This is a genomic window from Pseudarthrobacter oxydans (assembly GCF_034258515.1).
Taxonomy (GTDB): Bacteria; Actinomycetota; Actinomycetes; order Actinomycetales; family Micrococcaceae; genus Arthrobacter.
This window is the reverse complement of sequence record NZ_CP139438.1, coordinates 1,019,580-1,041,046: the sequence shown is the minus strand read 5'-3', so window position 1 is coordinate 1,041,046 and position 21,467 is coordinate 1,019,580. Positions and strand designations below refer to the sequence as shown.

Below are 21,467 nucleotides of genomic sequence, written 5' to 3'. Positions count from 1 at the left end.
CCGGGCGGGGAAAGGGCCGAAAGTCCCTCGGGGAGGAGTCCAGCTGGCGGGACTTTCCCCATGGTTCCGGCTGGCAGGACGCCCTGCGCCGCTACGGCCGGAAGCGTAACCCGCACGGCACCATTCGATAGTGTCTGAGCATGGACGCGGATACGCTGCTCAATTTCCTGTTGGTCCTCTTCTTCGTGCTGCTGGGCGGGGTGTTCGCGGGGACGGAAATGGCGCTGGTGTCCCTCCGCGAGAGCCAGGTGCGCCGGATGGAAAAAACGGGGAAGCGCGGGGCCCGGATCGCTGCCCTGGCCGGCAACCCCAATCGTTTCCTCTCCACCGTGCAGATCGGCGTGACCCTGTCCGGCTTCTTCTCGGCCGCCTACGGCGCGTCCACCATCGCGCCCGACGTCGAGCCCCTCCTCGAGGGAATCGGGTTCGGCGCCGCGGCCGAACCCGCTGCGTTCATCGGCATGACGCTGCTGGTGGCCTACCTGTCCCTGGTGCTCGGCGAACTGGTGCCCAAGCGCCTGGCGATGCAAAGCGCTGTCGGCTTCACCAAGGTCCTTGCCCCGCCGCTGGGGGTCCTCTCCGAGATCATGCGCCCCGCCGTCTGGCTCCTGTCCGTCTCCACGGACGCCGTGGTGCGGCTCTTCGGCGGCGACCCGCACGCCAGGCAGGAGAGCGTCAGCTCCGAAGAACTCTGGGACATGGTGGCCGAGAGCGAGGAACTGGAGGAACACAGCCGGAGCATCCTCAGCGACGTCTTCGGGGCCGGGGACCGCTCGCTGCAGGAAGTGATGCGGCCGCGCACCGACGTGACCTTCATCGACGGCAACCTCACCATCGCGGCCGTGCGCAGCATGGTCCGGGACGGCCCGTTCTCACGGTATCCGGTCATTGACCGAACGCCCGACGACGTCCTGGGCTTCATCCACGTCCGTGACCTCATGCCCCGGGACGGGAAGTACGACGACGGGCTGGTGCGTGACATCGCGCGGGAGATCCTCCCGCTGCCCGGCACCAACAAGGTTCTGCCCTCACTGTCGCGGATGCGCAGGCTGGGCCAGCACATTGCGCTGGTGGTGGACGAATACGGCGGCACGGACGGCATCGTCACCCTGGAGGACCTGGTGGAGGAACTCGTGGGCGAGATCTACGACGAGTACGACACCGGGGCCGAACCCGAGGACCGCGTCACCAGGACCAACGGGGCGGTGGACGTGGACGGCGGGCTGATCCTGCAGGAGTTCGAATCGGCCGCCGGCATCGAACTGCCGGAAGGGCACTACGAGACGGTGGCCGGGTTCGTCATTGACCGGCTGGGCCGCCTCCCCCGCGTCGGCGACAAAGTGGAGGTGGCCGGCCACGTGCTGACCGTGACGGCGATGGACCGGCTCCGCATCTCCCGCATCCGCGTCACTCCCGCCGGCGGGTAGCCGGGCGTAGACCGGCGCCGCCACGGACGGTGCGCGGAAGCATTGTCAGTAGTATTTCCGGCTGTCGTGCTGGGGCGGTCGGTCCCCGGAGTCCAGGTGCCCGGTCCACGTTTGGGTCCGGTGATCGTACTTTCCGCATCGCGTGCACCGCCGGCGGAAGGTCCCCTTGGGTTCCTCTTCAAGTAACCAGTGATGTCCCAGGTTCAGCTTGCAGAGCAGTTTCGTAAGCATGATGAAATCCATCTCAAAAGGCACGGTAGGAACCGGGCCGGAACCACCGGAGCCGGCTAAATTCTACGCGCCTGGGGACGGCGCATCCACTGTAATTTCATTGGCAGCACCGCCTCACGCCGCCAGCCGGCCACCACCGGGACCTCCAGGCGTTCCTTTGCGTGGTCCCGGTGGCATAAGGCCCGGCCTCATGCCGTAAGGTCCCTGCGGCGGAGGGAGAAGGCCGCCAGTCCAGTCCCAAGCGCGGCAACGGCAACCAGGCCCAGCGCCCCGGCCTGGTTGAAGGGCTCCACCGGCATGGCAGAGGAGTGCCGGAACGGGCTGGCATCCTGCAGCCACAGCGGCAGGCCGAACAGCTCCCCGAACTCTCCCAGGACAAGCCCCGCTGCCAGCCACCCCCACCCCAGGAGGATGCTGAGCCGGGGCGCCAACGCGACGGCCGCCGCGGCGGTTGCCAGGAACACCAGAGCCGCGGGAACGTAAGCCAGGGCCGCAGGAACCAGCGACCACGCCGGACCGCCGGCGGCACCTGACATGCCAAGGCCGACGGCGGCAGCGGCGCCTGCCGTGCCGGTGACGCCGGTTGCGGAGGCCGCAGCGATCAGCATGTTCGCGCCGAGCCAGCGGGTCCGGGAGGCCGGCGTGGCCAGCAGCAGTTCAGCCCTGCCCTCGGACTCCTCAGCCCGCATCCTGAGCACGGCCTGGATGCCTGCAGCCGCTGCGAACACTCCGGCGATGCCCAGCATGGCGGTCACGAACACGTCGATAAGCCCGGCCCGGCCGCCCGGGACAAGCCGGTCAATGAGTTCCTTGATGGGAGCCATGCCGGACACGGTCTCGGATACCAGGGGGCCAAGGGCCCCTGCAACGGCACCCAGGGCCGCCGCACCGGCGCACCAGCCGGCCAGCGTAGAACGCTGCAGGCGCCAGGCCAGGCCGACAAATGATGTGCCTCCCACACCGGCACGCTCCCTGCCGTTGCGCTGGATCAGCAGGCTGGCGCCCACGTCCCGCCGTCGCCGGATCACCAAGGCGACAGTTCCCAGGGCCACGGCGGCAGCGAGCGGCACCAGCAGCATGGACGGATCCGGGCTCGTGAACGGCCGCGAGCGCTGGCCCCAGCCGATGGGCGACAGCAGCGACGGCCAGGCACTTGACACGTGGAGCAGGTCCGCAGCCGGCGTCCCCAGTGCGTCGCCCAGGCCGCGGAGCAGGTACGCCGCACCCACGAGGGCCGCGGCGGCACCGTTCGCGCTCCTGCCCGAGGGCAGCACTTGGGCGGCCACGGCGGCGAGGCCCACAAAGCAGGCACCGACTGTTCCGACGGCGGCCCCGGCCCCCGCGGCGCCGCCGCCAGGCAGTCCGGCTGCGATGAATCCGGCGGCGACGAACACAGCCAGCACCAGGTTCGCAACGGCGCCCAGCAGAAGCGTTGCCATCAGGGACGCTGCCCGCGGGGCGGGGACGGACCCCAAGAGTTCAGCCCGTCCGAGCTCCTCGTCCGAACGCGTATGGCGCACCACCAGGAACGTGCTCATCAGGCTGGCCAGGACCGCGGTGAAGGCGTAGGCCGTGAAGAAAACCACCGGACCGGTGCCGGTCCCGTCAGGCAGGCCGCGGAGGAACAGGAACGCGGGATTGGATGCCGCCACAGTAAGGATGGCCGCCTGCGATGACTCAGCACCGAACTGCGTTGCCACGGCAGCCGAGGTGGCAACGCCGAGCAGCGTAATGCCCAGGATCCAGACCGGTAACGCCACCCTGTCCCGCCTGGCCTGGAACAGGACCAGCCGCAGCACGCCGTTCATTACCGCACCTCGCTGCTGCGGCCCTTGCCGGCGCTGTTTCCCCCGCTGTCGCCGTCGCTGTAGTGCCGCAGGAACAGGGATTCCAGGGACGGCGGCGCCACGGAGAGGCCGGTGACCCCCGGTTCCGCAATGGCCGCCAGCACGGCGCCCAGATCCGAGGGATCGGCGTCGAACTCCGCTGCGCCGTCACTGATGCTCAGCCCGTGAGCTCCGGGCACGGCAGCCAGCCGGACACCGTCGGACAGTCCCGTTACGCGGAAATGCGTACGCTGCAGGTGCCTGAGTTCGCCCAGGGTGCCCGTTTCCACGGCCACGCCGGACCGGATGATGGTCAACCGGTCACACAGCTGCTCCACCTCGCTGAGGATGTGGCTGGACAGCAGCACCGTGGCGCCGTCCCCTGTCACCCGTTCGATCTGGCGGCGAAACACGGCATCCATCACCGGGTCCAGGCCGGCGCTCGGCTCGTCCAGCAAGTACAACCGCGCCGGGCGGGCAAACGCTGCAATCAGGGCGACCTTCTGCCGGTTGCCCCTCGAATAGGTCCGGGCCTTCTTCCGGGGGTCGAACTCAAACTCCTCAACGAGCTCGCGGCGCAGATTCTCGTCCGCGCCGCCGCGCAGTCCGGTGAGCAGGTCGATGACTTCCCCGCCCGAAAGGTTCGGCCACAGGCTCACATCGCCCGGAACATAGGCGACGTCCCGGTGCACCGCCTCCGGATCGGCCCAGGGATCGAGCCCGAATACGCGAACCGAGCCTGCTGTGGGACGGATGAGCCCCAGCAGTATCCTCAGCGTGGTGGATTTGCCAGCCCCGTTGGGGCCGAGGAACCCGTGGACCTCCCCCGCTGCCACGCTCAGGTTGAGGCCGTCCAGTGCCTTGGTCCTGCCAAAGTGCTTCGCAAGACCGCGGGCTTCGATGACAGGTTGTGCTGTATCCATGAGCCGTCTGCTCCTCGGGTCCGTCACGCGAACGCCCAAGGCGGCGCCGGGGCGTTCCGAAGGCGTTTGCCTACGGGCCGACCAGGCTTCCCGGCTCTCCGTTCCTCAGCATACAAGCGTCCCGCCCCCCGGAGAAGACCGCCCGCGATCCCGCTTGCGGGCGTAGACTGGCGCCACCACTCGAGGCGGAGGCAAAGGCTATGAAAAGCATCCGGGAGCAGGCCTCCGACGTTGAACACCAAGCCGAACTTGGACCCGGGGAGGACGAACGGTTCTCCGGCTACGGCGTGATGGGGCTGCCGTTCAGTTCCGGCCACGTCCTGGCCATGCGCCGATTCCCCGTCACCAGTGTTGGGCCCGGCTACCGATCAGTCTGGCTGCGCCGGCCGTCCGGTTCCTGGACCATCTACGCTGACGCCCCGCCCCAGGTTTCCTGCGCCCGCTACTTCGGTGCTGCACTGGAATCGGCGGTCCAGTGCCCCATCGAGGTTGCCTGGACCGCCGACGCCGCCTTCAGCGTGCGCATCGCCGGAGACGTGGGCCTGGCGTGGGACGTGGAACTGGAATCCAGTCCCGTTACGCGCGCAATGACGGCGGCACTGACCGCACTGCCGGGCCAGGCTCTGGAGAACACATCAGTCCTGAAGGTCATGGGCGCCGCCTCAGGCCCGTTGCTGGGGGCGGGGCGGCTCGGCCTGACCGGCTCCGTTCCCAACCGCCAGGGCTTCCGCGCCAAACCCCGCCGGATGTGGTTTGTCTCCCGGAGCACTGCCGCACTTGCCGGCGAAGACCTCGGCGCCCCGCAACCCCTGCGCGTCCAGACCCGCCTGGGCGATTTCCTGATCCCCCAGCGCGGCATTTTCCTGATCGGCGCGTCGTCCTTCGACCGGTTCGACCCCGCCCGGCATCTTCCGGACACGGCCCGGCAGTAGAGTCTCGCCGCGCAGGCATCTCTCCTCAGCACGGCCTCACGCCGCCAGCCTGGCCACCAGTTCGCCGCGACTGCCCACGCCCACTTTCCCGTAGAGCGACTTCAGGTGGTCATGCACCGTGTGCGGGGAGATGAACAGGTGCCGGGCGATGTCCGCCGTCGGACTTCCGGACAGCACCTCCAAGCAGACCTCCCGTTCCCGCGCCGTGACGCCGTACGCCGCGAGCAGCAGGGTGGCGACGTCGTGCGTGGTGGCTGGTTCCACGGTGACCACCATCTGCTGGGGGTCGTCCCCGGTGATCAGGCGGCTGGCCTGCAGCACCACCCAGCTGTTCCCGGCGTCCCGCATCCTGGCCCGGGCCGTCCCGGACCTCGAGGCGTGGGCCTGGGCCACCACTGAGTGCAGCGTCATCGTGAAGCGGCCCGGCGCCGCGTCCTCCACCTCGGCCAGCCAGGCTGCGGCGGCGGACGTGGCCGCGCGCAGCTCGCCGTGCAGCCCGGCCAGGACAATCACGGGCCCGACGGCGGCCGGCCCCGGCGGGTGCGCCGCTCGCACGGCGATCCGGGTAGCCGCCGCCAGCGTGGCGGTCACGGCCCCGAAGAATTCGACTTCGCGGTCAGTGAAATCATGTCCGCCGTCCCGAAAAATGCTGCCGACTCCCCAGCACGCCTCGTCCACACGGAAGGCGGCCCGCAGTTCGTGCTCCAGGCCCTGGGGCTTGAGCAGGTCGTTGATCCGGACACTCCGGACCACTTCGCGGTGCGGCGCATCGGACATCCGGGCGATGGGCCGCGGGCGGCGCAGCAGCTCGGCGAAGTTGTTCGGTTCGGTGCCGGTGTATTCGCTTTCGGCGAAGCGGGCCGAGTACTCCTCGTACTCCCGCACCCCAACCGGCCACGGCTTCCAGTTGGTAACAGAGGTCATCACGAGGGAATCGGGGTCCACGCCGGCCCAGCAACCCTGCTCGAACGGCACCGCCCGCTGCACGACGGCGAGCGCCGATTCATAAAGGTCGGCCAGGCTCATCCCGCCGGCGGCCAGGGCGGCGATCTCCCGCCTGGCACGCTCGGCGCGCTCCTCCCACATAGGTCAAGTATCCGCCCGCCAGGTGGCGGCGCAATCCCCCAAAGTGGGGGTTCCCCAAGCTCCCCTGAACCCTCGGCGAGGGGATCGCGGCCGGTGGTGCCGGCGTCGTACTTTTTCCTCATGAACGCCGTATCCCAGCTGTTCGCGGTGCTGGCCGCGCTGATCTACATCGCGGTGTTCCCGCTGGAGAGCTTCCTGATGCACCGGCCGGGGGCACAAAAGTTCCTGAGCACCCCGCCGCGGAACGTTCCGGCCGTGATGATGTGGGCCATCCCCACCGGGTTCCGCAACCTGGTGATCGGCCTGGGAGTCCTGGCCGGGGTGGTGGCTGTGAACATGGGCTACACGGTGGTGGGCTACACCCTGGTGGTCTACTGCTGCCTGAACATGGTGCTGACCGCTCCGGCCATGTTCCTGGCGGACATGATGGGCCACTATCCGAAGAAGGGCGACAGCATCCCGGGAACCCTCGGCGCCACCGTGCCGGCGCTGATAGCCCTGGTTGCGCTGCCGTTCTGAAGCCGTTCGATCGGCAACAGCCTTCGGGCGCCAACAAATAGTTACATTGATTGGGAGGTCCACACATGGGACAGGCACGCGAAGTCACTGACCGCCTCACCGCGGCCATGGGATCAAAAGACAAAGAGGCGCTGGCGCGCTGTTACGCCGCCGACGCCGTGGCCTACACCCCGGACAAGGGGGAACTCCGCGGACGTGATGCCATCACCAGCCACCTCTTCGCCTACTGGGAGGCCATGGAGGACGTCCGGTACGAGCACACGGCCAAGTACGAGGCCGGGGACGTGGCGATCAATGAGGGCGTCGTCGTGGGAACCAACACCGGGCCGCTGCGCATGCCGTCCGGCGAAACCCTGCCGGCCACGGGCAAGACGCTCCGGATCAGGAGCTGCGACGTCACAACGGTCAAGGACGGGGAAATCACCTCCCACCACTTCTACTTCGACCAGCTGGAGTTCCTGGGACAGCTCGGACTGATGCGCGAGCTCAGCTCGCAGTGAAGGAGGACGGAGCTTAAAAGACGGAGGGGGGCGCCCAGCCGCCCCCCTCCGTGTTTTGTTCCGGGTTTACGGATCCGTGAAGATCCAGAGGCCGCTGTCCCGGTCGCTGCCCAGGACGTAGGTCATGCCGTCCTCACCAACAAACGTTTCCACTCCCCAGAAGTCGTTTCCTGCCTCATCCAGGTAGCCGCCGACTTCCACCAGTTCGCAGGTGGTGTTGTCGGCAGGGTCGCTGCACTGGATCTGGATGGCCCGGAGGCCGCCGGAGTAGTACGAGAGGTAGGCCAGGGACGGATCCTGCGGGTCCACGGCTACCTCGTGAACACTGAGGTCCCCGTAATTGAGCGCGTAAGCGGGATCGTGGGCTTCGGGGATGGCGAACGTGTCCAGCTCCTGCAGGGTGGTTGCGTCCAGGAGGTGGACATAGCCCCAGCCGTCAAAGACGGACCCCACTTCAATGTCCGCCCCGACGGTGCCGATGGGAAGGGCTTCGGGGTAGGTCCACGGCGCATCCAGCGGTGCCAGCTCGAAGAGCCGGTGGAATGCCGCGTGGGTGGTGCAGACGGCAACGATCTCGTCCACGAAGGCGCCTGACCCGCAGAACGGCTCAGTTGTGGCAGCCTCACCCGTGTGGTGGTTGACGAAAAGCACGGCGTCCCAGCCCGCAAGGGCTGCTTGATGGGCCTTCTCCCCCGGGAAGCACGCTCCCTCCGGGGCACTGGGGTCACCGACCGGACCTCGTTGGAGCACCAGGGTGGTTTCCTCCCCGGGTGCCAGCGATTCCAGGTATCCCGGGATGCTCTCCGGGGTGGGAACGGGCGCTGAGCCGGGGCAGGCGTAGCCGCCATACACCACAGGACCATTCAGGGTCAGGTCCGGCAGGACGGCAGGTGCCTGGCCCCCGGAAACAATCACCGAGGGGTAAGTGCCCTGGTTGGCTCCGCTGGTGATCTTGAAATCGTCCGTGCGGTAGGGGGCGAAGTCCTCATCCGTACTGATGATGAACCGGTTGTCCGCCGTGAACTCCGCCTGGTGCGCGTTGCCCTCAGGGGTGAGGGACACCCCCAGGGATTCAAGGAGCTCGGGGTCAACTGCCGCGAATTCCGAGTCCCCAAGGAATACCGCGTTGGCGGGATCATCGACATTCAGGAGAACGTAGCCGCCGTCCCAATAGGAAAGCAGCATGATGAAATGACCGTTGATTTCCTTGACCACCATGTCATGAAGGAAAGAATGGGTCAGCCCCAGGTCGGGCTGATTCACGTCAAAGGCATTCAGGTCGTATTCCGCGACCAGGCGCGGACGGTGCGGGTTGGTGATGTCAAGGATGTCCACGTCCGTGAACTCCTCATTGTCGGTCATCACCACATAGGCCTTGTCCCCTGCATCCCACGCAAAGGCGCTGTGGATCTCATTGGAATCACGGCTGCCCGGCGCGCGGTCACCGAAGTTCTCGGACAGCTTCTTCGGGTTGAGCGGGTCTGTCACATCAAAGAGCGAAACGCCGCCTTTGGCGTTCTTTCCGCAGGCCTCGTTGTTCACCACAAGGACTTGACCGGTGAAGCTTGGGGTGCTGATTTCGACGACCTGCAGGCCTTCGCCGGGGCGGGTGTCCTGGTGGGATGGGATGAACCCCACCTGTTTCGGTGCCGCTCCGGCCGTGCCCTGGTCTACGCCCGTGATGTCCACGATGTAGACGCCGGCATCCGGGCTGGTCTGTCCGCCCGTTTCCGGCCCCGCACAGTCAGGCTCGCCCCAGTTGGCGAGGAAGGCGGTGTTTCCGTCGGGCGAGACACTCACATCTGCGATCAGGTCAGGGGTGTTGGTCAGGCGGACCACATCCACCAGGTCAATCTTCCCGAACTCACCGGTCCCGACGAGGTGCCCTTCGTCCATGCCGTGCTGGCCGTCCGGGTGGGCCGTGGCGCCCGAGAGACCGAACGTTGATAGCGCCAGGGTACTTAGTGCTGCAAAAACAACCAATCTACTGCGTTGTGGCATGCCTTGCCTCCAGCTGAATTTTTTCTTTGGCCCCCAATGGCGCTCAGCCTAAACCTGGAATTATTCCAATGTCTAGGGAATTTTCAGCTTTCTTTCAGGTTCATCAACTACAAGACCGGAAAGGCTGGTGCGAGTCGCCTACGGTCATGGCCATGAAAGCGCTGTCAACTGACACGATGGCAGACGAAAGCCGTGGATACCTCCAAGAACGAAGGTATCCACGGCATTCAGCAAACTGAACTTGCGCGGTAGCGGCTACTCGCAGGCTACGCCGTCGGAATCACGGTCCAGGCCGGCCCGGTAGCCCGCCTGCCCGGCGAAGAGCGGTGCTGCACCGGCAGCCCTGGCCGCGGCACAGTTGGCGTAGTAGGCGGCCGCGGGCGCCGGAGCGGCAGGGGCGGGCACCACAGGCGGGGCCGGAGCAGGTGCCGGCGCAGCGGGGGCCGGAGCAACCGGGGCCGGAGCAATAGGGGCCGGCGGCGCCACTACCGGAGCCGGCGCCACAGCAGGTGCGGGCGCCGGAGTGGCAGGTGCCTCCTGGTTTGTGGGCGCCAACTGGCCCGGGCAGTCGGCCAGGATCCTGGCCATCGCGTCGTGCTCGGCCTTGGTGACCCACAGGCTATAGGTAGCCTTCACTGAAATCTGCCGGGAGACGTATTCGCAGCGGAAGCCCTTGTTCGGCGGCAGCCAGGTGGCCGCGTCGCCGTCGCCCTTTTTCATGTTGGTGGGGCCGTCCGTGGACTGGAGGTTCAGCGGATCATTGGCGAACGCCGTCCGCTGTTCAGTGGTGAGCTGCTGGGCGCCCTTCTGCCACGCATCGCTGAGCGCAACAACATGGTCGATCTGCACCTTGCTGCTGGTCCCGCTCCCCCGCAGGAAACTGATGGTGGCGCCCGTGTACGGGTCCACCAGCGTCCCCGACTGCACCTTGCAGGGCACGATGTTGGTGTAGGTGAGGCCCGTGAGGTCCCGCTTGAGCATGTCATTGCGGGTGTCGCAGCCGTTGCGGTCAACGTCCAGCCACGCCTGCCCGAACAGCGCCCGGTCATACCCCGTTCTGGGCGCCCGGCCCTTGATGGGAAGGGTGGCCAACAGGTCCATCGCCCTGGTGGCGAACGCGGGCTGCGTCCTTGGAGCCGCCACGGCCGCGGCCTGCGGCATCAGGTCCGTGGTTTCGGGATCAAGCGGTGCGCCCGTTTCCTGGACGGACGACGACGACGGCGTTGCTTTGGCGGTTGCGCCCGCCGCAGCGGCGGCTGGCGAAGTTGTGGTTTCCGGCGAGGCGGCCTTCAGGCCGGCAGGGCCCGCGCAGCCGACGAGGACCGGAAGGACCAGCAGGGCGCTGATCCCAGCGACGGTGAAGGTGAAGGCGCGTGGCGGCAATGTTTCCCCATTAAATAAAGGCCCGGCAATAAGCCGGGCCTTTTGCTTAGCCAAAACTGGTTATGGAAAGAACCTATTTCCCCGAACCGCAGAGGACGCCGAAACTGGGGAGAACCTGCGTTAACTTTGATCAAGGCTTGATGGTTGTTGCGGCACGGAGGATTCGGGGCGTAACAATCGCTGCGTCGTGCGGCCAACCTGGTGGTGCACAGGCAGGGCTCAGCCCGCGCGGGCACCGTGCTCACGCGGGCTTGTGGCTGCTGCTATGCGCGCTGGGCGATATTGAGGATGTTCCCCTCGCTGTCGAGGAACCACGCGCCCTTCCCAAATGAGTCAGTGGCAACGCCGTTCTCTGTCTTCAGTCCGGGGAAGTCATAGTCTTCAAAGACAACGCCGCGGCCCCGCAACTCCTCCATGTCGCGCTCGAGGTTGTCAGTCTCCCACCCCATCTGGGTGTTCTTGGCCGTGCCCGCATTTTCCGTCTGGTACACAAGGAAGCTTGTTCCCTTGCCGCAGCGGTACACCAGGTTGTCCTCCACTGTCTCGGAAGGCTCCAGCCCCAGCTTGTCCCGATAGAAATCCTTGGCCCTGTTAATGTCCTTTGCGGGAAGGACAGCCATGATTGCCGAATCTTTGAGCATGGTGATTTCCTTTGTGCATTCTTGTATTGGCGGCGGTTGCTCTCCCCCGGGCGCGGACCCGAACCACCAAGTCCGGGAACGCAGGGCCGCCCGTCGCGCCTGTTTCCGGGGCGGCCACCTGGGACTCTGCGTGCCCCGCCAGCCGTCATTGGCGCGAGGGTCCCCGAAGCCTATGTGGCCATTATGGAACCGAAATGTGCCTACGGAAATAGGGGATTGCTACTGCCCCCGCACCTGATTCAGGCCCTTGGCGTATGCGGCCTGCCCCACGTGCTGGAGGCAGTCCGCCAGGGTGCTCACCAACCGCACGCCAAGCGTGACGGGCGGGTCCCACCGGGTATCCACGACGCGGTCAAGGTCCCGGTCCCCGAGGTCCTGCAGGAACTCCACGGTCCGCCGGTGGACGGCGTCGTAGTACTCCAGCAGCAGTTCCGGCTCAGCCTGCACCGAATCCACCTGCTCCGTGGAATGGCCGTAGCCGGTGTCGCGGGGGTCCAGCGGAAGGTTGAAGCGGCCCACGAAGTCCTGGGCAGTCCAGGCCTGTTCGCGGCCGGCGACGTCCGCCACCTGCGCGTCCTCCACGCGGCTGAGGTGCCAGATCAGCCAGGCAATCGAGTTGCCGGTGCCGGCCGGCCGCCAGGCAAGCGTCCCGCCGTCGAGCCCGTCAAGGGTGGCCTCCACGTTCTCGCGGATCCGGCCGAAGGCGTCCAGCAGCAGTTCGTTGGTTTTCACAGGTCCCTCCCGGTATGTGTCCCCTAGACGCTAGCTTCGCACGTGCCGTTCACCATGCGTTAGGCACCCCGATGCCCGGGCTTCCTACCCTCGCAGGTGACGGCGGCCGGAACCCGGCCGCAACAATGCAGAGAGGCAGCGATGACCATCAAACTCAACCAGCCCAACTTCAGCAGGCGGGCGGCCCTCGCGGCAGCCGGAACCCTGGGCGCACTCGGCATGACCGCGGCGGCCGGAACCGGAGCCAACGCCGCACCGGGAACGAAGGCCCCCAAGCCCGCCCTCGCGTTCCGCCCGGACGGCCGGTTCAAGGTGATCCAGTTCAACGACACCCAGGACGACGAGCAGACGGACCGCCGCACCATCGAGCTCATGGACCGCACGCTGGATGCCGAAAAGCCTGACTTCGTGGTGATCAACGGGGACGTGATCAACGGCGGCTGCGACACCGAACTCGAGGTCAAGCAGGCCCTGAACCACGTGGTCCAGCCGATGGAACGCCGGCAGATCCCGTGGGCCGTCACGTTCGGCAACCACGACGAGGACTCGGTGGCGAGGACCGGCATGACCGAAGCCAGGATGCTGCAGTTCCTGCAGAGCTACGCATTCAACGTCAACGGCGACTCCACCGATGGCCTCACCGGCACGTCCAACTCGCTGCTGCTGGTGCAGTCCTCGAAATCCAAGGACCCAGCCTTCGGCCTCTGGCTCATCGACACCGGCCGCTACGCCCCGGACACCATCAACGGCCAGGACTTCGAGGGCTATCCGGACTGGGACTGGGTCCGCATGGACCAGGTGGCCTGGTACCGCAACCTCTCCATGGCCACCGAGCAGAAGTACGGCAGGAAGATCCCCTCCCTGATGTGGGGCCACATCGCCCTGCACGAACACCGCAGCATGTGGTTCGCCAGCATCGATTCCCGGACGGACGCGGACCACCAGCGGGCGGTGAAGAAGCACGGCATCGTGGGCGAGCGGAACGAGGACGAGTGCCCCGGCCCCTTCAACTCCGGGCTGTTCAACGCCTTCCTGGAACGCGGGGACGTCCGCGGCTACTTCGTGGGCCACGACCACGTCAACACCTACGTGGGCAACTACTACGGCGTGGAACTCGGCTACGCACCCGGGACGGGATTCGGCGCCTACGGGCTGCCGGGCGCCGACCGGAACCGGCTCCGCGGCGCGCGCGTCTTCGAGCTGGATGAGAACCACGCGGGGATCTACAAGGAGACCCGCCTGGTGTTCGCCAAGGACCTGGGCATCGACCTGACCGCGAACGACCAGCCGATCACTCCCCTGCCCCTGGACCCGGCGCAGCTCTAGGCGCTACTTCCGGATCTCCGCCAGCCGCAGCCGGACCATCTCCTCCACCACTTCCTCGGGGACGGGATGGTCCGGCGTGAACCGGACAGTACCCTTGGACAGCGAGAAGCCCGCCAGCCTGGGCGCGACGGCGTCCACCACCTCGGGCGAGAACGGAAAGATGGACAGGTGCCTGGCTGCTGCCACCACGCCGATCAGCGGTTTGCCGTCCACCTTCAGTGCCGGCATCCCGTAGCTGCGGCCTTCGTCGGCCTCCGGGACCACGCGCCGCGCCGCCGCAATGACACGCTGCAGGCAGCCGCGCGCCGGCTCGTCCAACGCGGCAAGGGAATCGTCTACGTCACCCATGCGGCCATCCTAGCCCCGCAGGGATGTACGACGGCGGACGGCAGTTCCAGCTCCATGGCAGCTCCCTGCGCCGCGGACTGGCGCAGTGAGGCCCGGCGTCGGTGCGCAGGAGCAGTCCGTGCGCAGTGAACCCGGGCCTTGTTGCGCAGCCCCGTGGCGCCGGGCGTCCCCGCTACTTCTTTGCGGCGAGGATCGCCTTCCGGACGGCTGCGCCCACAGCGCTGATGACCGGGACGAGGCACATCAGGGCAACCACGGTGTTCGGCCGGAACGCCACCTGCCCGCCGACGTTCCGGTAGACGCCGAGCGGCAGCACCATCCCGCCACCCCCGCCACCGGAGGCGCCGTCCTGCCCGGCCTCCCCGCCGCCGCCGAACCCGAAGGACACCAGCGCCACGGGAATGACCTCTTCCCCGCCCAGCTGGACGGGCGCACCATAGGCCTTGGAGACGCCAACGTTCTTGAATGCTTCAATCAGGGACGAAAATGTATCAGCCATGGCCCCACCCTACGAGCGCTGCCCAGCCAGTAACAGTCCTGTCAGGAGTTCAAGGATGACCTACCGGAAGGATCCACGTGTTGACCAGTACATCGGCGCACTCCCGCCCTGGCAGCAGGCCGTCTGCCTGAAGGTGCGGGACCTCGTCCATGCTGCCGACCCTGGCGTCGAGGAGACTATCAAGCGCACGGTCCAGCCGTACTTCGTGCTGCAGGGCAACATTTGCGCCCTCCTCGCCACCAAAGACCACGTCAATGTTTTCCTGTACGACGGCGGGCTCACCCCGGACCCGCACAACATCATCACGGGCGGCCACGGCAACAAGACGGGCCGGATGATTTCCTACTACGCGGACGATCCAATCAACGAGGATGCCCTGCTGGAGATGTTCCGGGCAATCATCGTAACCAACCGCGCGGGCGGCTGGCGGAAAATCAAGGGTAGCCAGTAGTTCCAGGCCCAGCTGCCGGCTGCCAGGAGATCCTCAGCCCTGAACGCGCTGGCGGTAGTTCCTCGGCGTCTCCCCTGCGTCGTTCAGGAAGTGGCGGTTGAAGTTGGAAAGGTTGGAGAACCCCACTTCGTAGCAGATCTCCGAGATGGCCTTGTCGCTGTGCTCCAGCAGCCGGCGGGCATGTGCAAGCCGGAGCTTGCGCACCAGGTCACTGAAGTTTTGGCCGGTAGCGCGCTTGAAGTATTTGGAGAAGGTGGGCTCGGACATGCCCACCAGCCCGGCGGCCTCGGACATCTTCACGCTGCCGGCATGGTTGGTGAAGACGTACTCGAGCACGATGTCCACCACGGCGGCGGCCTGGCCATCCAGCTGCGGCCGGAACCATTCGTCCGCGAGGTATCGCCGTTCTTCCTGCGGAGCCCGCGCCAGCACCACAAAGAGGTCCAGCAGGTGGCGCAACCGCACCAGCCCCGTGCTGGCACCCATCGCTTCTATGGCGGCTGCCGCGTTCTCCGCCGAGGGCCCCAGGAATTCGATCCCCCGCCGGGACTGCTCCAGCAGTGGCTTCACCTCAGCCATCTCCGGGACCAGCGAAGCCGTCTGCTCAACCCATTTGCCGTCGAACTGGATCACGGCATCCCGGTTCTCCAGCACCTCGCCGGGTTCAAGGTCGCTGACCCAGTCGTGCGGCAGCCCCGATCCGACAAGGGACACGTGGCCGGCTTCGAACGTGCCGATATGGTCGCCCACGATGAACTTTCCGGTGCCCTTGCGGATGAGGTGGATCTCGTACTCGGGGTGGTAGTTCCACCGCGCCACCGGGCTGGGGTAGCTGTGTTCCACCCACCGGACGGAGTGGTTGGGATCGGGCGGGATGATCTCCCGGTTGGCCCGCATTCCGAGCAGCCTCTCGGCCAGCCGGGCCGCAGCTCCGTCGGCTGTGTCCGTGGCAGTCATGTGTTTCTCCGCACCCAAGTGGTTATGAATTCTGGACAAGATCCAGGGACCTTTCCCCAGAGTAGCGCCTAATGCGGGGACCTGCTGCGGAAAATTAGTATCAGAAATCGGCAACCACGGCGCTAGTTGTGCCCCACGCCACCGGCCTAATCTTGAGGAACATCAGCGGCACATCGGCTTCCCGATCTCACGCCGCGCCACGGTCAGGCATCCCGACGCAGCAGTCGGATGTGGTGACTGCGCACCCCCTGAAGAACAAAGGAGTCCTCAATGCGCCCAAAAATGCGCACTGCCACACTGGCTGCCGGTGCCTTGTGCATCGCACTCTCCGCATCGGCCTGCTCCGGTGCCGGCGGCGGCACTGCTGCCGGTGACCAGAACAGCATCAATGTCCTGATGGTGAACAATCCCCAGATGGAGGACCTGCAGAAGCTCACTGCAGACAACTTCACCAAGGACACCGGGATCAAGGTCAACTACACGATCCTGCCGGAGAACGACGTCCGGGCCAAGATCAGCCAGGAGTTCTCCAGCCAGGCCGGCCAGTACGATGTGGCGTCCCTGTCCAACTATGAGATCCCGTTCTACTCCGCCAACAAGTGGCTGGCCCCGCTGGACAGTGTGGCCAAGGACGCCGAATTCAACCAGGACGACATTCTTCCCGCCTACACGGCGTCCCTGACGGGCAAGGACGGCAAGCTCTACGGCGAACCCTTCTACGGTGAGTCGTCCTTCCTGATGTACCGCAAGGACATCCTTGAGGCCAAGGGCCTGACGATGCCGGAGAAGCCCACCTGGGACCAGGTGGCCGAGCTCGCCGCCCAGGCCGACGGCGCCGCGCCGGGAATGAAGGGCATCTGCCTCCGCGGCCAGCCCGGCTGGGGCCAGGTTTTCGCGCCGCTGACCACCGTGGTGAACACCTTCGGCGGCACCTGGTTCGACAAGGACTGGAACGCCAAAGTCAATGCTCCGGAATTCACCGAGGCCACCAAGTTCTACGTGGACCTGGTCAAGAAGCACGGTGAAGCCGGCGCGGCCCAGGCCGGGTTCACCGAGTGCCTGAACAACATGAGCCAGTCCAAGGTGGCCATGTGGTACGACGCCACCTCTGCAGCGGGCGCCCTCGAAGCGGAGGGTTCGCCGGTGAAGGGCAAGATCGGCTACGCCCAGGCCCCGGTCAAGAAGACCGACTCCTCGGGCTGGCTGTGGACCTGGTCCTGGGGTGTGCAGGCTGCGTCCAAGAAGCAGGACGCCGCAGGCAAGTTCATCGCCTGGGCCAGCTCGAAGAAATATGAAGAACTGGTCGCCTCGAAGCTGGGATGGGCCAAGGTTCCGTCCGGCAAGCGCATCTCCACCTACGAGAACGCCGAGTTCCAGAAGGCCGCACCGTTCTTCAAGGCCGAACGCTCCGCCATTGAGAACGCCGACCCGAAGAACCCGGGTGTGCAGGAACGTCCGGTGGTTGGCATCCAGTTCGTCGGCATCCCCGAGTTCGCCGACCTTGGCACCACAGTCTCCCAGGGCGTCAGCTCGGCGATAGCCGGACAGGGCACCGTGGAGGACGCACTGGCCAAGGGCCAGGAAGCCGCCCAGAAAATCGGCGACAAGTACAAGAAGTAACCACCCACCAATCGGTTCTGTGGCCCGCCCTGCGGGCGGGCCACAGAACCGCAGGAGAACATGATGACTTCCGCAACAGCGCGCGTCGCCCGTTCAGGGCACAGCGCCCCCAAACCTTCCAAAGACGCCAGGGCCCGTGAACGCGCCACGGCGTGGGCACGGCGCGCGCCACTGCTGCCGGCCCTGGTCTTCCTCATTATCGTCACGCAGCTTCCCTTTGCTGCCACCCTGATCATTTCCTTCCTGAACTGGAACAGCCTCCGCCCGGACCAGACGGGATTCGCGGGTTTCAGCAACTACGTGGAGGTCCTCACCAACGCGGACCTGCGCCAGGCCATCTTCACCACCATCGTCCTCACCGTCTCGGTGGTCCTGGCCAGCCTGGTCATCGGTCTGGTCCTGGCCCTGCTCCTGGACAAGAAGTTCATTGGCCGCGGGCTTGCCCGCACCCTGCTGATCGCACCGTTCCTGGTGGTTCCCGTAGCTGCTGCCCTCGTATGGAAGCACGCCCTGCTGAACCCGACATACGGCCTGATCAACGGCATCCTGACCTGGATCTGGTCGCTCTTCGGCAGCAGCACCCCGCCGCAGCCGGACCTCCTCTCGCAGGCACCCCTGACCGCCGTCATCCTCTCGCTGGTGTGGCAGTGGACGCCGTTTATGATGCTCATCCTGCTCGCCGGGCTGCAGTCCCGGCCCATGGACACCGTGGAAGCGGCGCAGATGGACGGGGCCAGCCCCTGGGAAATCTTCCGCCACCTGACCCTGCCGCACCTGCGCCAGTACCTGGAGCTGGGCGGCCTGCTCGGCGCCATCTACATCGTGCAGAACTTCGACGCCGTCTTCACGCTCACCTCGGGCGGCCTGGGCACGGCCAACCTGCCGTACTCCATCTACCAGACCTTCTACTTCGCCAATGAATACGGTCTGGCCTCAGCAACAGGCGTCGTGGTGGTCATCGGCACCATCATCGTGGCCACCTTCGCCCTCCGCACCGTCTTTTCACTCTTCAAGAAGGAGGCAGCACGATGAGCACCCTCACTCCTGCCGAACCCCGCCAGCCGGGCCTCGCCCGTTCAACACCGCCCACCGCCCCGAACACCGGGGCCGGCCGCCGCGGATTCGGAAGATCCGGCCGGGGCAAGTCCCGGATGGATCCCACGCGCAACAACACCGCCGCCGGCATCGCCGCCTGGCTGCTGGCCCTGCTGTTCGTGGCCCCGGTCCTCTGGATGATCCTGACCTCCTTCCACTCCGAAACGGATGCCGCCACCAACCCGCCGTCCATCGGCGCACCCCTGACCCTCGATGCCTACGCGGAATTCTTCGGCGCCAGCTCCGGAGTCAGCCCCTGGCCGCCGCTGATCAACTCGGCCACCGCTTCCGTCCTGTCCACCGTCCTGGTGCTGGTCCTGGCCATCCCGGCCGCCTACGCCCTCTCGATCAGGCCGATCAAGAAGTGGACGGACGTAATGTTCTTCTTCCTTTCCACCAAGATGCTGCCCATCGTCGCCGCGGTCCTGCCGCTGTTCCTGTTCGCCAAAACCATCGGCGGGCTGGACAACATCTGGTTCCTGGTCCTGATGTACACCTCCATGAACCTGCCCATCGCTGTCTGGATGATGCGGTCCTTCCTCGCCGAAGTCCCGGTGGAAATGCTCGAAGCCTCCCAGATCGACGGAGCCGGCCTGCTCCTGACCCTCCGCGCCGTCGTCGCCCCGGTCGCGATGCCGGGGATCGCCGCCACCGCCCTGATCTGCTTCATCTTCAGCTGGAACGAACTGCTCCTCGCCCGGGTCCTCACCGGCGTCATGGCCGGAACAGCCCCGGTCTTCCTCACCGGCTTCGTCTCCAGCCAGGGCCTCTTCCTCGCCAAGGTGTGCGCGGCCGCCGTCGTCATCTCCCTGCCCGTGCTTTTTGCGGGGTTCGCCGCCCAGGACAAGCTCGTCCAGGGACTCTCCCTCGGCGCCGTGAAATAGCAGGCCGTGAGATAAACCAGCCCGCCCAACACTCAGAAGGATCACTCCGATGACCACAACAACCACCCAGTCCCCGGCCACCGGCTCCGGCCTGCCGGCCACCATGCGCGCGTCCATCCTCAAGCGCCAGGGCGAGATGGCCATGGAAACCCTGCCCCTCCCGCAGCTCGACGCCGACCAGGTCCTGGTCCAGGTCGCCGCCGTCGGCGTCTGCGGCAGCGACGTCCACTACTACGAGCACGGCCGGATCGGCCCCTACGTGGTGGACCACCCGCTCATCCTCGGCCACGAACTCTCCGGCCGGATCTCCGCCGTCGGATCCGCCGTTGACCCCGCCCGCATCGGCAAGCGCGTCGCCGTCGAGCCCCAGCGCCCCTGCCGCACGTGCAAGCAGTGCAAGGCCGGCCGCTACAACCTCTGCCCGGACATCGAGTTCTACGCCACCCCGCCCGTTGACGGCGCCTTCGCCGAATACGTCACCATCCAGTCCGACTTCGCCTACGACATCCCGGACAGCGTCAGCGACGAGGCTGCCGCCCTCATCGAGCCGCTCTCCGTAGGGCTCTGGGCCTGCGAACGCGCACAAATCAAGCCCGGCAGCCGGGTCCTGATCGCCGGCGCCGGGCCCATCGGCATCATCGCCGCCCAGGCCGCCCGCGCGTACGGCGCCACCGAGATCTACATCTCCGACATCGCCGAGGACCGGCTCGCCTTCGCCCTCGAACACGGCGCCACCCACGCGCTCAACGCAAAGACGGACAGCGTGGAAGGGCTCGACGTCGACGCGTTCATTGACGCGTCCGGCGCACCGCAGGCGGTCCGCGCCGGGATCAAGGCCGTGGCCCCTGCAGGCAGAGTCATCCTGGTCGGCCTGGGCGCGGACGACGTCGAACTCCCCGTCTCCTACATCCAGAACCGCGAGATCTGGCTCTCCGGCGTGTTCCGCTACACCAACACCTGGCCGCTGGCCATCCAGCTGATCGCGGACGGCAAGGTGGACCTGGACATCCTGGTCACCGGCAGGTTTCCACTCGCGGACTCCGAGAACGCGCTCAAGGCGGGCAAGCAGCCCGGCCAGCTCAAAGCCGTTGTCTACCCGGGCCGCTGACCATGATCACCATCATCGGCGAGTCGCTCGTTGACATCATTGAGGCCCCCGGCCGGGGCTCCGCGCAGCAGGTGCACCCGGGCGGGAGCCCGCTCAACGTCGCGGTAGGGTGCGCGCGGCTGGGCCTGGGGACCAGGCTGGTCACGCACTATGGCGACGACGTCCACGGGAAGCTGATCGCTGGCCACCTGCGCACCAACAATGTTGAACCGATCGTGGGAGGTTCCCTGCCGACGTCGTCCGCGCTGGCGTCCCTGGACGCTACCGGCGCAGCCGAGTACACGTTCAACATCAGCTGGGACGTCAACGGGGCCTCCATCCCGGCGCTTGCCGCGGTGCAGGGTTCGCTGCATGTCCACACCGGATCCATCGCCACGGTCCTGGCACCCGGCAACAAGGCCGTCCGGGGCCTGGCCGAAGCGGCACGCCCGCACGCGACGGTGAGTTTCGATCCCAACTGCCGGCCGGCCATCAGCGGGAATGTTGAAGCCGCACGCCGTGAAGCCGAGGACTTTGTGGCCGCCAGTGACATCGTCAAAGCCAGCGACGAGGACCTGCGCTGGCTCTACCCCGGCAGGACCTTGGACGAGTCCCTTGCCGCGTGGCTGGCGCTGGGACCGGCACTGGTTGCGCTGACGCGCGGCGCGGACGGACCGGTGGTCCTGACCCGGCAGGGGCGCGTGGAGATGCCCGGCGAAACGGTCGCCGTGGCGGACACCGTGGGGGCGGGCGACTCCTTCATGGCCGCCCTGATCGCCGGCCTGGCGCAACGGGACGCGCTCGGTGCCGCCAACAGGCCGCGCCTGCGGAGCCTCTCCCCCGAAGACCTGGATGCCCTGGCGGCCTACGCGAACAGGGCCGCCGCCATCACGTGTTCCCGGCCGGGGGCCAACCCGCCCACGTCAGCCGAGCTGGGTTCCCTGTCCGGAAAGCCGGCCGGAACACCGCCCGGCCTGCCCGCCCCTGCGGAAGGCTAGC

22 protein-coding genes are annotated in these 21,467 nt (G+C 66.7%); 11 read left to right on the top strand and 11 right to left on the bottom strand.

Translation table 11 applies throughout. From position 1 onward, the window contains the following. Positions 1-140 precede the first annotated feature (140 nt). Positions 141-1,427: a hemolysin family protein gene (locus SMD14_RS04795; protein WP_321215508.1), complete on the top strand. Its 1,287-nt coding sequence runs from the start codon at positions 141-143 to the stop codon at positions 1,425-1,427. 45 nt (positions 1,428-1,472) lie between these two features. Here SMD14_RS04795 and SMD14_RS04790 read toward each other — a convergent pair whose 3' ends face one another. The 3 genes from SMD14_RS04790 to SMD14_RS04780 form a co-directional block, all read right to left on the bottom strand. After that, a complete protein-coding gene (locus SMD14_RS04790) occupies positions 1,473-1,658 on the bottom strand; it encodes a DUF1660 family phage protein (RefSeq protein ID WP_157238932.1) in 186 nt (61 codons plus the stop codon). Positions 1,659-1,846: 188 nt separating this feature from the next. Continuing rightward, positions 1,847-3,466: a polyketide antibiotic transporter gene (locus tag SMD14_RS04785; protein ID WP_321215507.1), complete on the bottom strand. Its 1,620-nt coding sequence runs from the start codon at positions 3,464-3,466 to the stop codon at positions 1,847-1,849. Continuing rightward, a complete protein-coding gene (locus SMD14_RS04780; RefSeq protein ID WP_321215506.1) occupies positions 3,466-4,407 on the bottom strand; it encodes an ABC transporter ATP-binding protein in 942 nt (313 codons plus the stop codon). The genes SMD14_RS04785 and SMD14_RS04780 overlap by 1 nt, the downstream gene beginning before the upstream one ends. Positions 4,408-4,607: 200 nt before the next feature. Between SMD14_RS04780 and SMD14_RS04775 the strand changes: the two genes are divergently transcribed. Further along, a complete protein-coding gene (locus SMD14_RS04775; RefSeq protein ID WP_321215505.1) occupies positions 4,608-5,339 on the top strand; it encodes a hypothetical protein in 732 nt (243 codons plus the stop codon). A 36-nt stretch (positions 5,340-5,375) separates the two neighbouring features. On the opposite strand, the gene SMD14_RS04770 is transcribed toward SMD14_RS04775, so the two are convergent. After that, complete coding sequence (locus tag SMD14_RS04770) at positions 5,376-6,425, bottom strand: helix-turn-helix transcriptional regulator (RefSeq protein WP_321215504.1); 1,050 nt, start codon at positions 6,423-6,425, stop codon at positions 5,376-5,378. 120 nt (positions 6,426-6,545) lie between these two features. Between SMD14_RS04770 and SMD14_RS04765 the strand changes: the two genes are divergently transcribed. Further along, positions 6,546-6,944 carry a DUF1304 domain-containing protein gene (locus tag SMD14_RS04765; RefSeq protein ID WP_321215503.1) on the top strand — a complete coding sequence of 133 codons (399 nt, stop codon included), beginning with the start codon at positions 6,546-6,548 and terminating at the stop codon, positions 6,942-6,944. A 65-nt stretch (positions 6,945-7,009) separates the two neighbouring features. Beyond that, complete coding sequence (locus SMD14_RS04760; RefSeq protein ID WP_321215502.1) at positions 7,010-7,444, top strand: nuclear transport factor 2 family protein; 435 nt, start codon at positions 7,010-7,012, stop codon at positions 7,442-7,444. Positions 7,445-7,510: 66 nt separating this feature from the next. On the opposite strand, the gene SMD14_RS04755 is transcribed toward SMD14_RS04760, so the two are convergent. The 4 genes from SMD14_RS04755 to SMD14_RS04740 form a co-directional block, all read right to left on the bottom strand. Continuing rightward, positions 7,511-9,445, bottom strand: coding sequence for a hypothetical protein (locus SMD14_RS04755; RefSeq protein ID WP_321215501.1), 1,935 nt, complete (start codon positions 9,443-9,445; stop codon positions 7,511-7,513). 255 nt (positions 9,446-9,700) lie between these two features. Next, on the bottom strand, positions 9,701-10,828 hold the full coding sequence (locus tag SMD14_RS04750; RefSeq protein WP_321215500.1) for a DUF1524 domain-containing protein: 1,128 nt from the start codon (positions 10,826-10,828) through the stop codon (positions 9,701-9,703). A gap of 263 nt (positions 10,829-11,091) precedes the next feature. Next, complete coding sequence (locus SMD14_RS04745; RefSeq protein WP_157238940.1) at positions 11,092-11,469, bottom strand: VOC family protein; 378 nt, start codon at positions 11,467-11,469, stop codon at positions 11,092-11,094. A gap of 219 nt (positions 11,470-11,688) precedes the next feature. Further along, the gene (locus SMD14_RS04740) at positions 11,689-12,201 is read right to left on the bottom strand and encodes a mycothiol transferase (protein WP_321215499.1); all 513 of its coding nucleotides are present in this window, start codon (positions 12,199-12,201) and stop codon (positions 11,689-11,691) included. Between the two features lie 141 nt (positions 12,202-12,342). Here SMD14_RS04740 and SMD14_RS04735 point away from each other — a divergent pair, with 141 nt between their 5' ends. Continuing rightward, on the top strand, positions 12,343-13,527 hold the full coding sequence (locus tag SMD14_RS04735; RefSeq protein ID WP_321215498.1) for a metallophosphoesterase family protein: 1,185 nt from the start codon (positions 12,343-12,345) through the stop codon (positions 13,525-13,527). A gap of 3 nt (positions 13,528-13,530) precedes the next feature. Here the strand turns inward: SMD14_RS04735 and SMD14_RS04730 are convergent, their stop codons facing one another. Together SMD14_RS04730 and SMD14_RS04725 are read right to left on the bottom strand one after the other, a co-directional pair. Next, positions 13,531-13,875: a DUF1801 domain-containing protein gene (locus SMD14_RS04730; RefSeq protein WP_321215497.1), complete on the bottom strand. Its 345-nt coding sequence runs from the start codon at positions 13,873-13,875 to the stop codon at positions 13,531-13,533. A 172-nt stretch (positions 13,876-14,047) separates the two neighbouring features. After that, a complete protein-coding gene (locus SMD14_RS04725; RefSeq protein WP_157238943.1) occupies positions 14,048-14,374 on the bottom strand; it encodes a hypothetical protein in 327 nt (108 codons plus the stop codon). Positions 14,375-14,429: 55 nt separating this feature from the next. On the opposite strand from SMD14_RS04725, the gene SMD14_RS04720 reads away from it, so the two are divergent. Then, positions 14,430-14,825, top strand: coding sequence for a DUF1801 domain-containing protein (locus tag SMD14_RS04720; protein ID WP_321215496.1), 396 nt, complete (start codon positions 14,430-14,432; stop codon positions 14,823-14,825). Between the two features lie 33 nt (positions 14,826-14,858). Here the strand turns inward: SMD14_RS04720 and SMD14_RS04715 are convergent, their stop codons facing one another. Then, complete coding sequence (locus tag SMD14_RS04715; protein WP_321215495.1) at positions 14,859-15,782, bottom strand: AraC family transcriptional regulator; 924 nt, start codon at positions 15,780-15,782, stop codon at positions 14,859-14,861. A gap of 270 nt (positions 15,783-16,052) precedes the next feature. Here SMD14_RS04715 and SMD14_RS04710 point away from each other — a divergent pair, with 270 nt between their 5' ends. The 5 genes from SMD14_RS04710 to SMD14_RS04690 all read left to right on the top strand — a co-directional run bounded on the left by SMD14_RS04710 (position 16,053) and on the right by SMD14_RS04690 (position 21,466). Next, positions 16,053-17,402: a sugar ABC transporter substrate-binding protein gene (locus tag SMD14_RS04710; protein ID WP_321215494.1), complete on the top strand. Its 1,350-nt coding sequence runs from the start codon at positions 16,053-16,055 to the stop codon at positions 17,400-17,402. Between the two features lie 63 nt (positions 17,403-17,465). After that, positions 17,466-18,434, top strand: a complete 969-nt coding sequence (locus SMD14_RS04705) for a sugar ABC transporter permease (RefSeq protein ID WP_321215493.1) — start codon at positions 17,466-17,468, stop codon at positions 18,432-18,434. Beyond that, positions 18,431-19,381, top strand: coding sequence for a carbohydrate ABC transporter permease (locus SMD14_RS04700; RefSeq protein WP_321215492.1), 951 nt, complete (start codon positions 18,431-18,433; stop codon positions 19,379-19,381). Before SMD14_RS04705 ends, SMD14_RS04700 begins: the two co-directional genes overlap by 4 nt. 49 nt (positions 19,382-19,430) lie before the next feature. Then, positions 19,431-20,489: an NAD(P)-dependent alcohol dehydrogenase gene (locus SMD14_RS04695; protein WP_321215491.1), complete on the top strand. Its 1,059-nt coding sequence runs from the start codon at positions 19,431-19,433 to the stop codon at positions 20,487-20,489. A 2-nt stretch (positions 20,490-20,491) separates the two neighbouring features. Next, the gene (locus SMD14_RS04690; RefSeq protein ID WP_321215490.1) at positions 20,492-21,466 is read left to right on the top strand and encodes a carbohydrate kinase; all 975 of its coding nucleotides are present in this window, start codon (positions 20,492-20,494) and stop codon (positions 21,464-21,466) included. The last annotated feature ends 1 nt before the right edge of the window (position 21,467 follow it).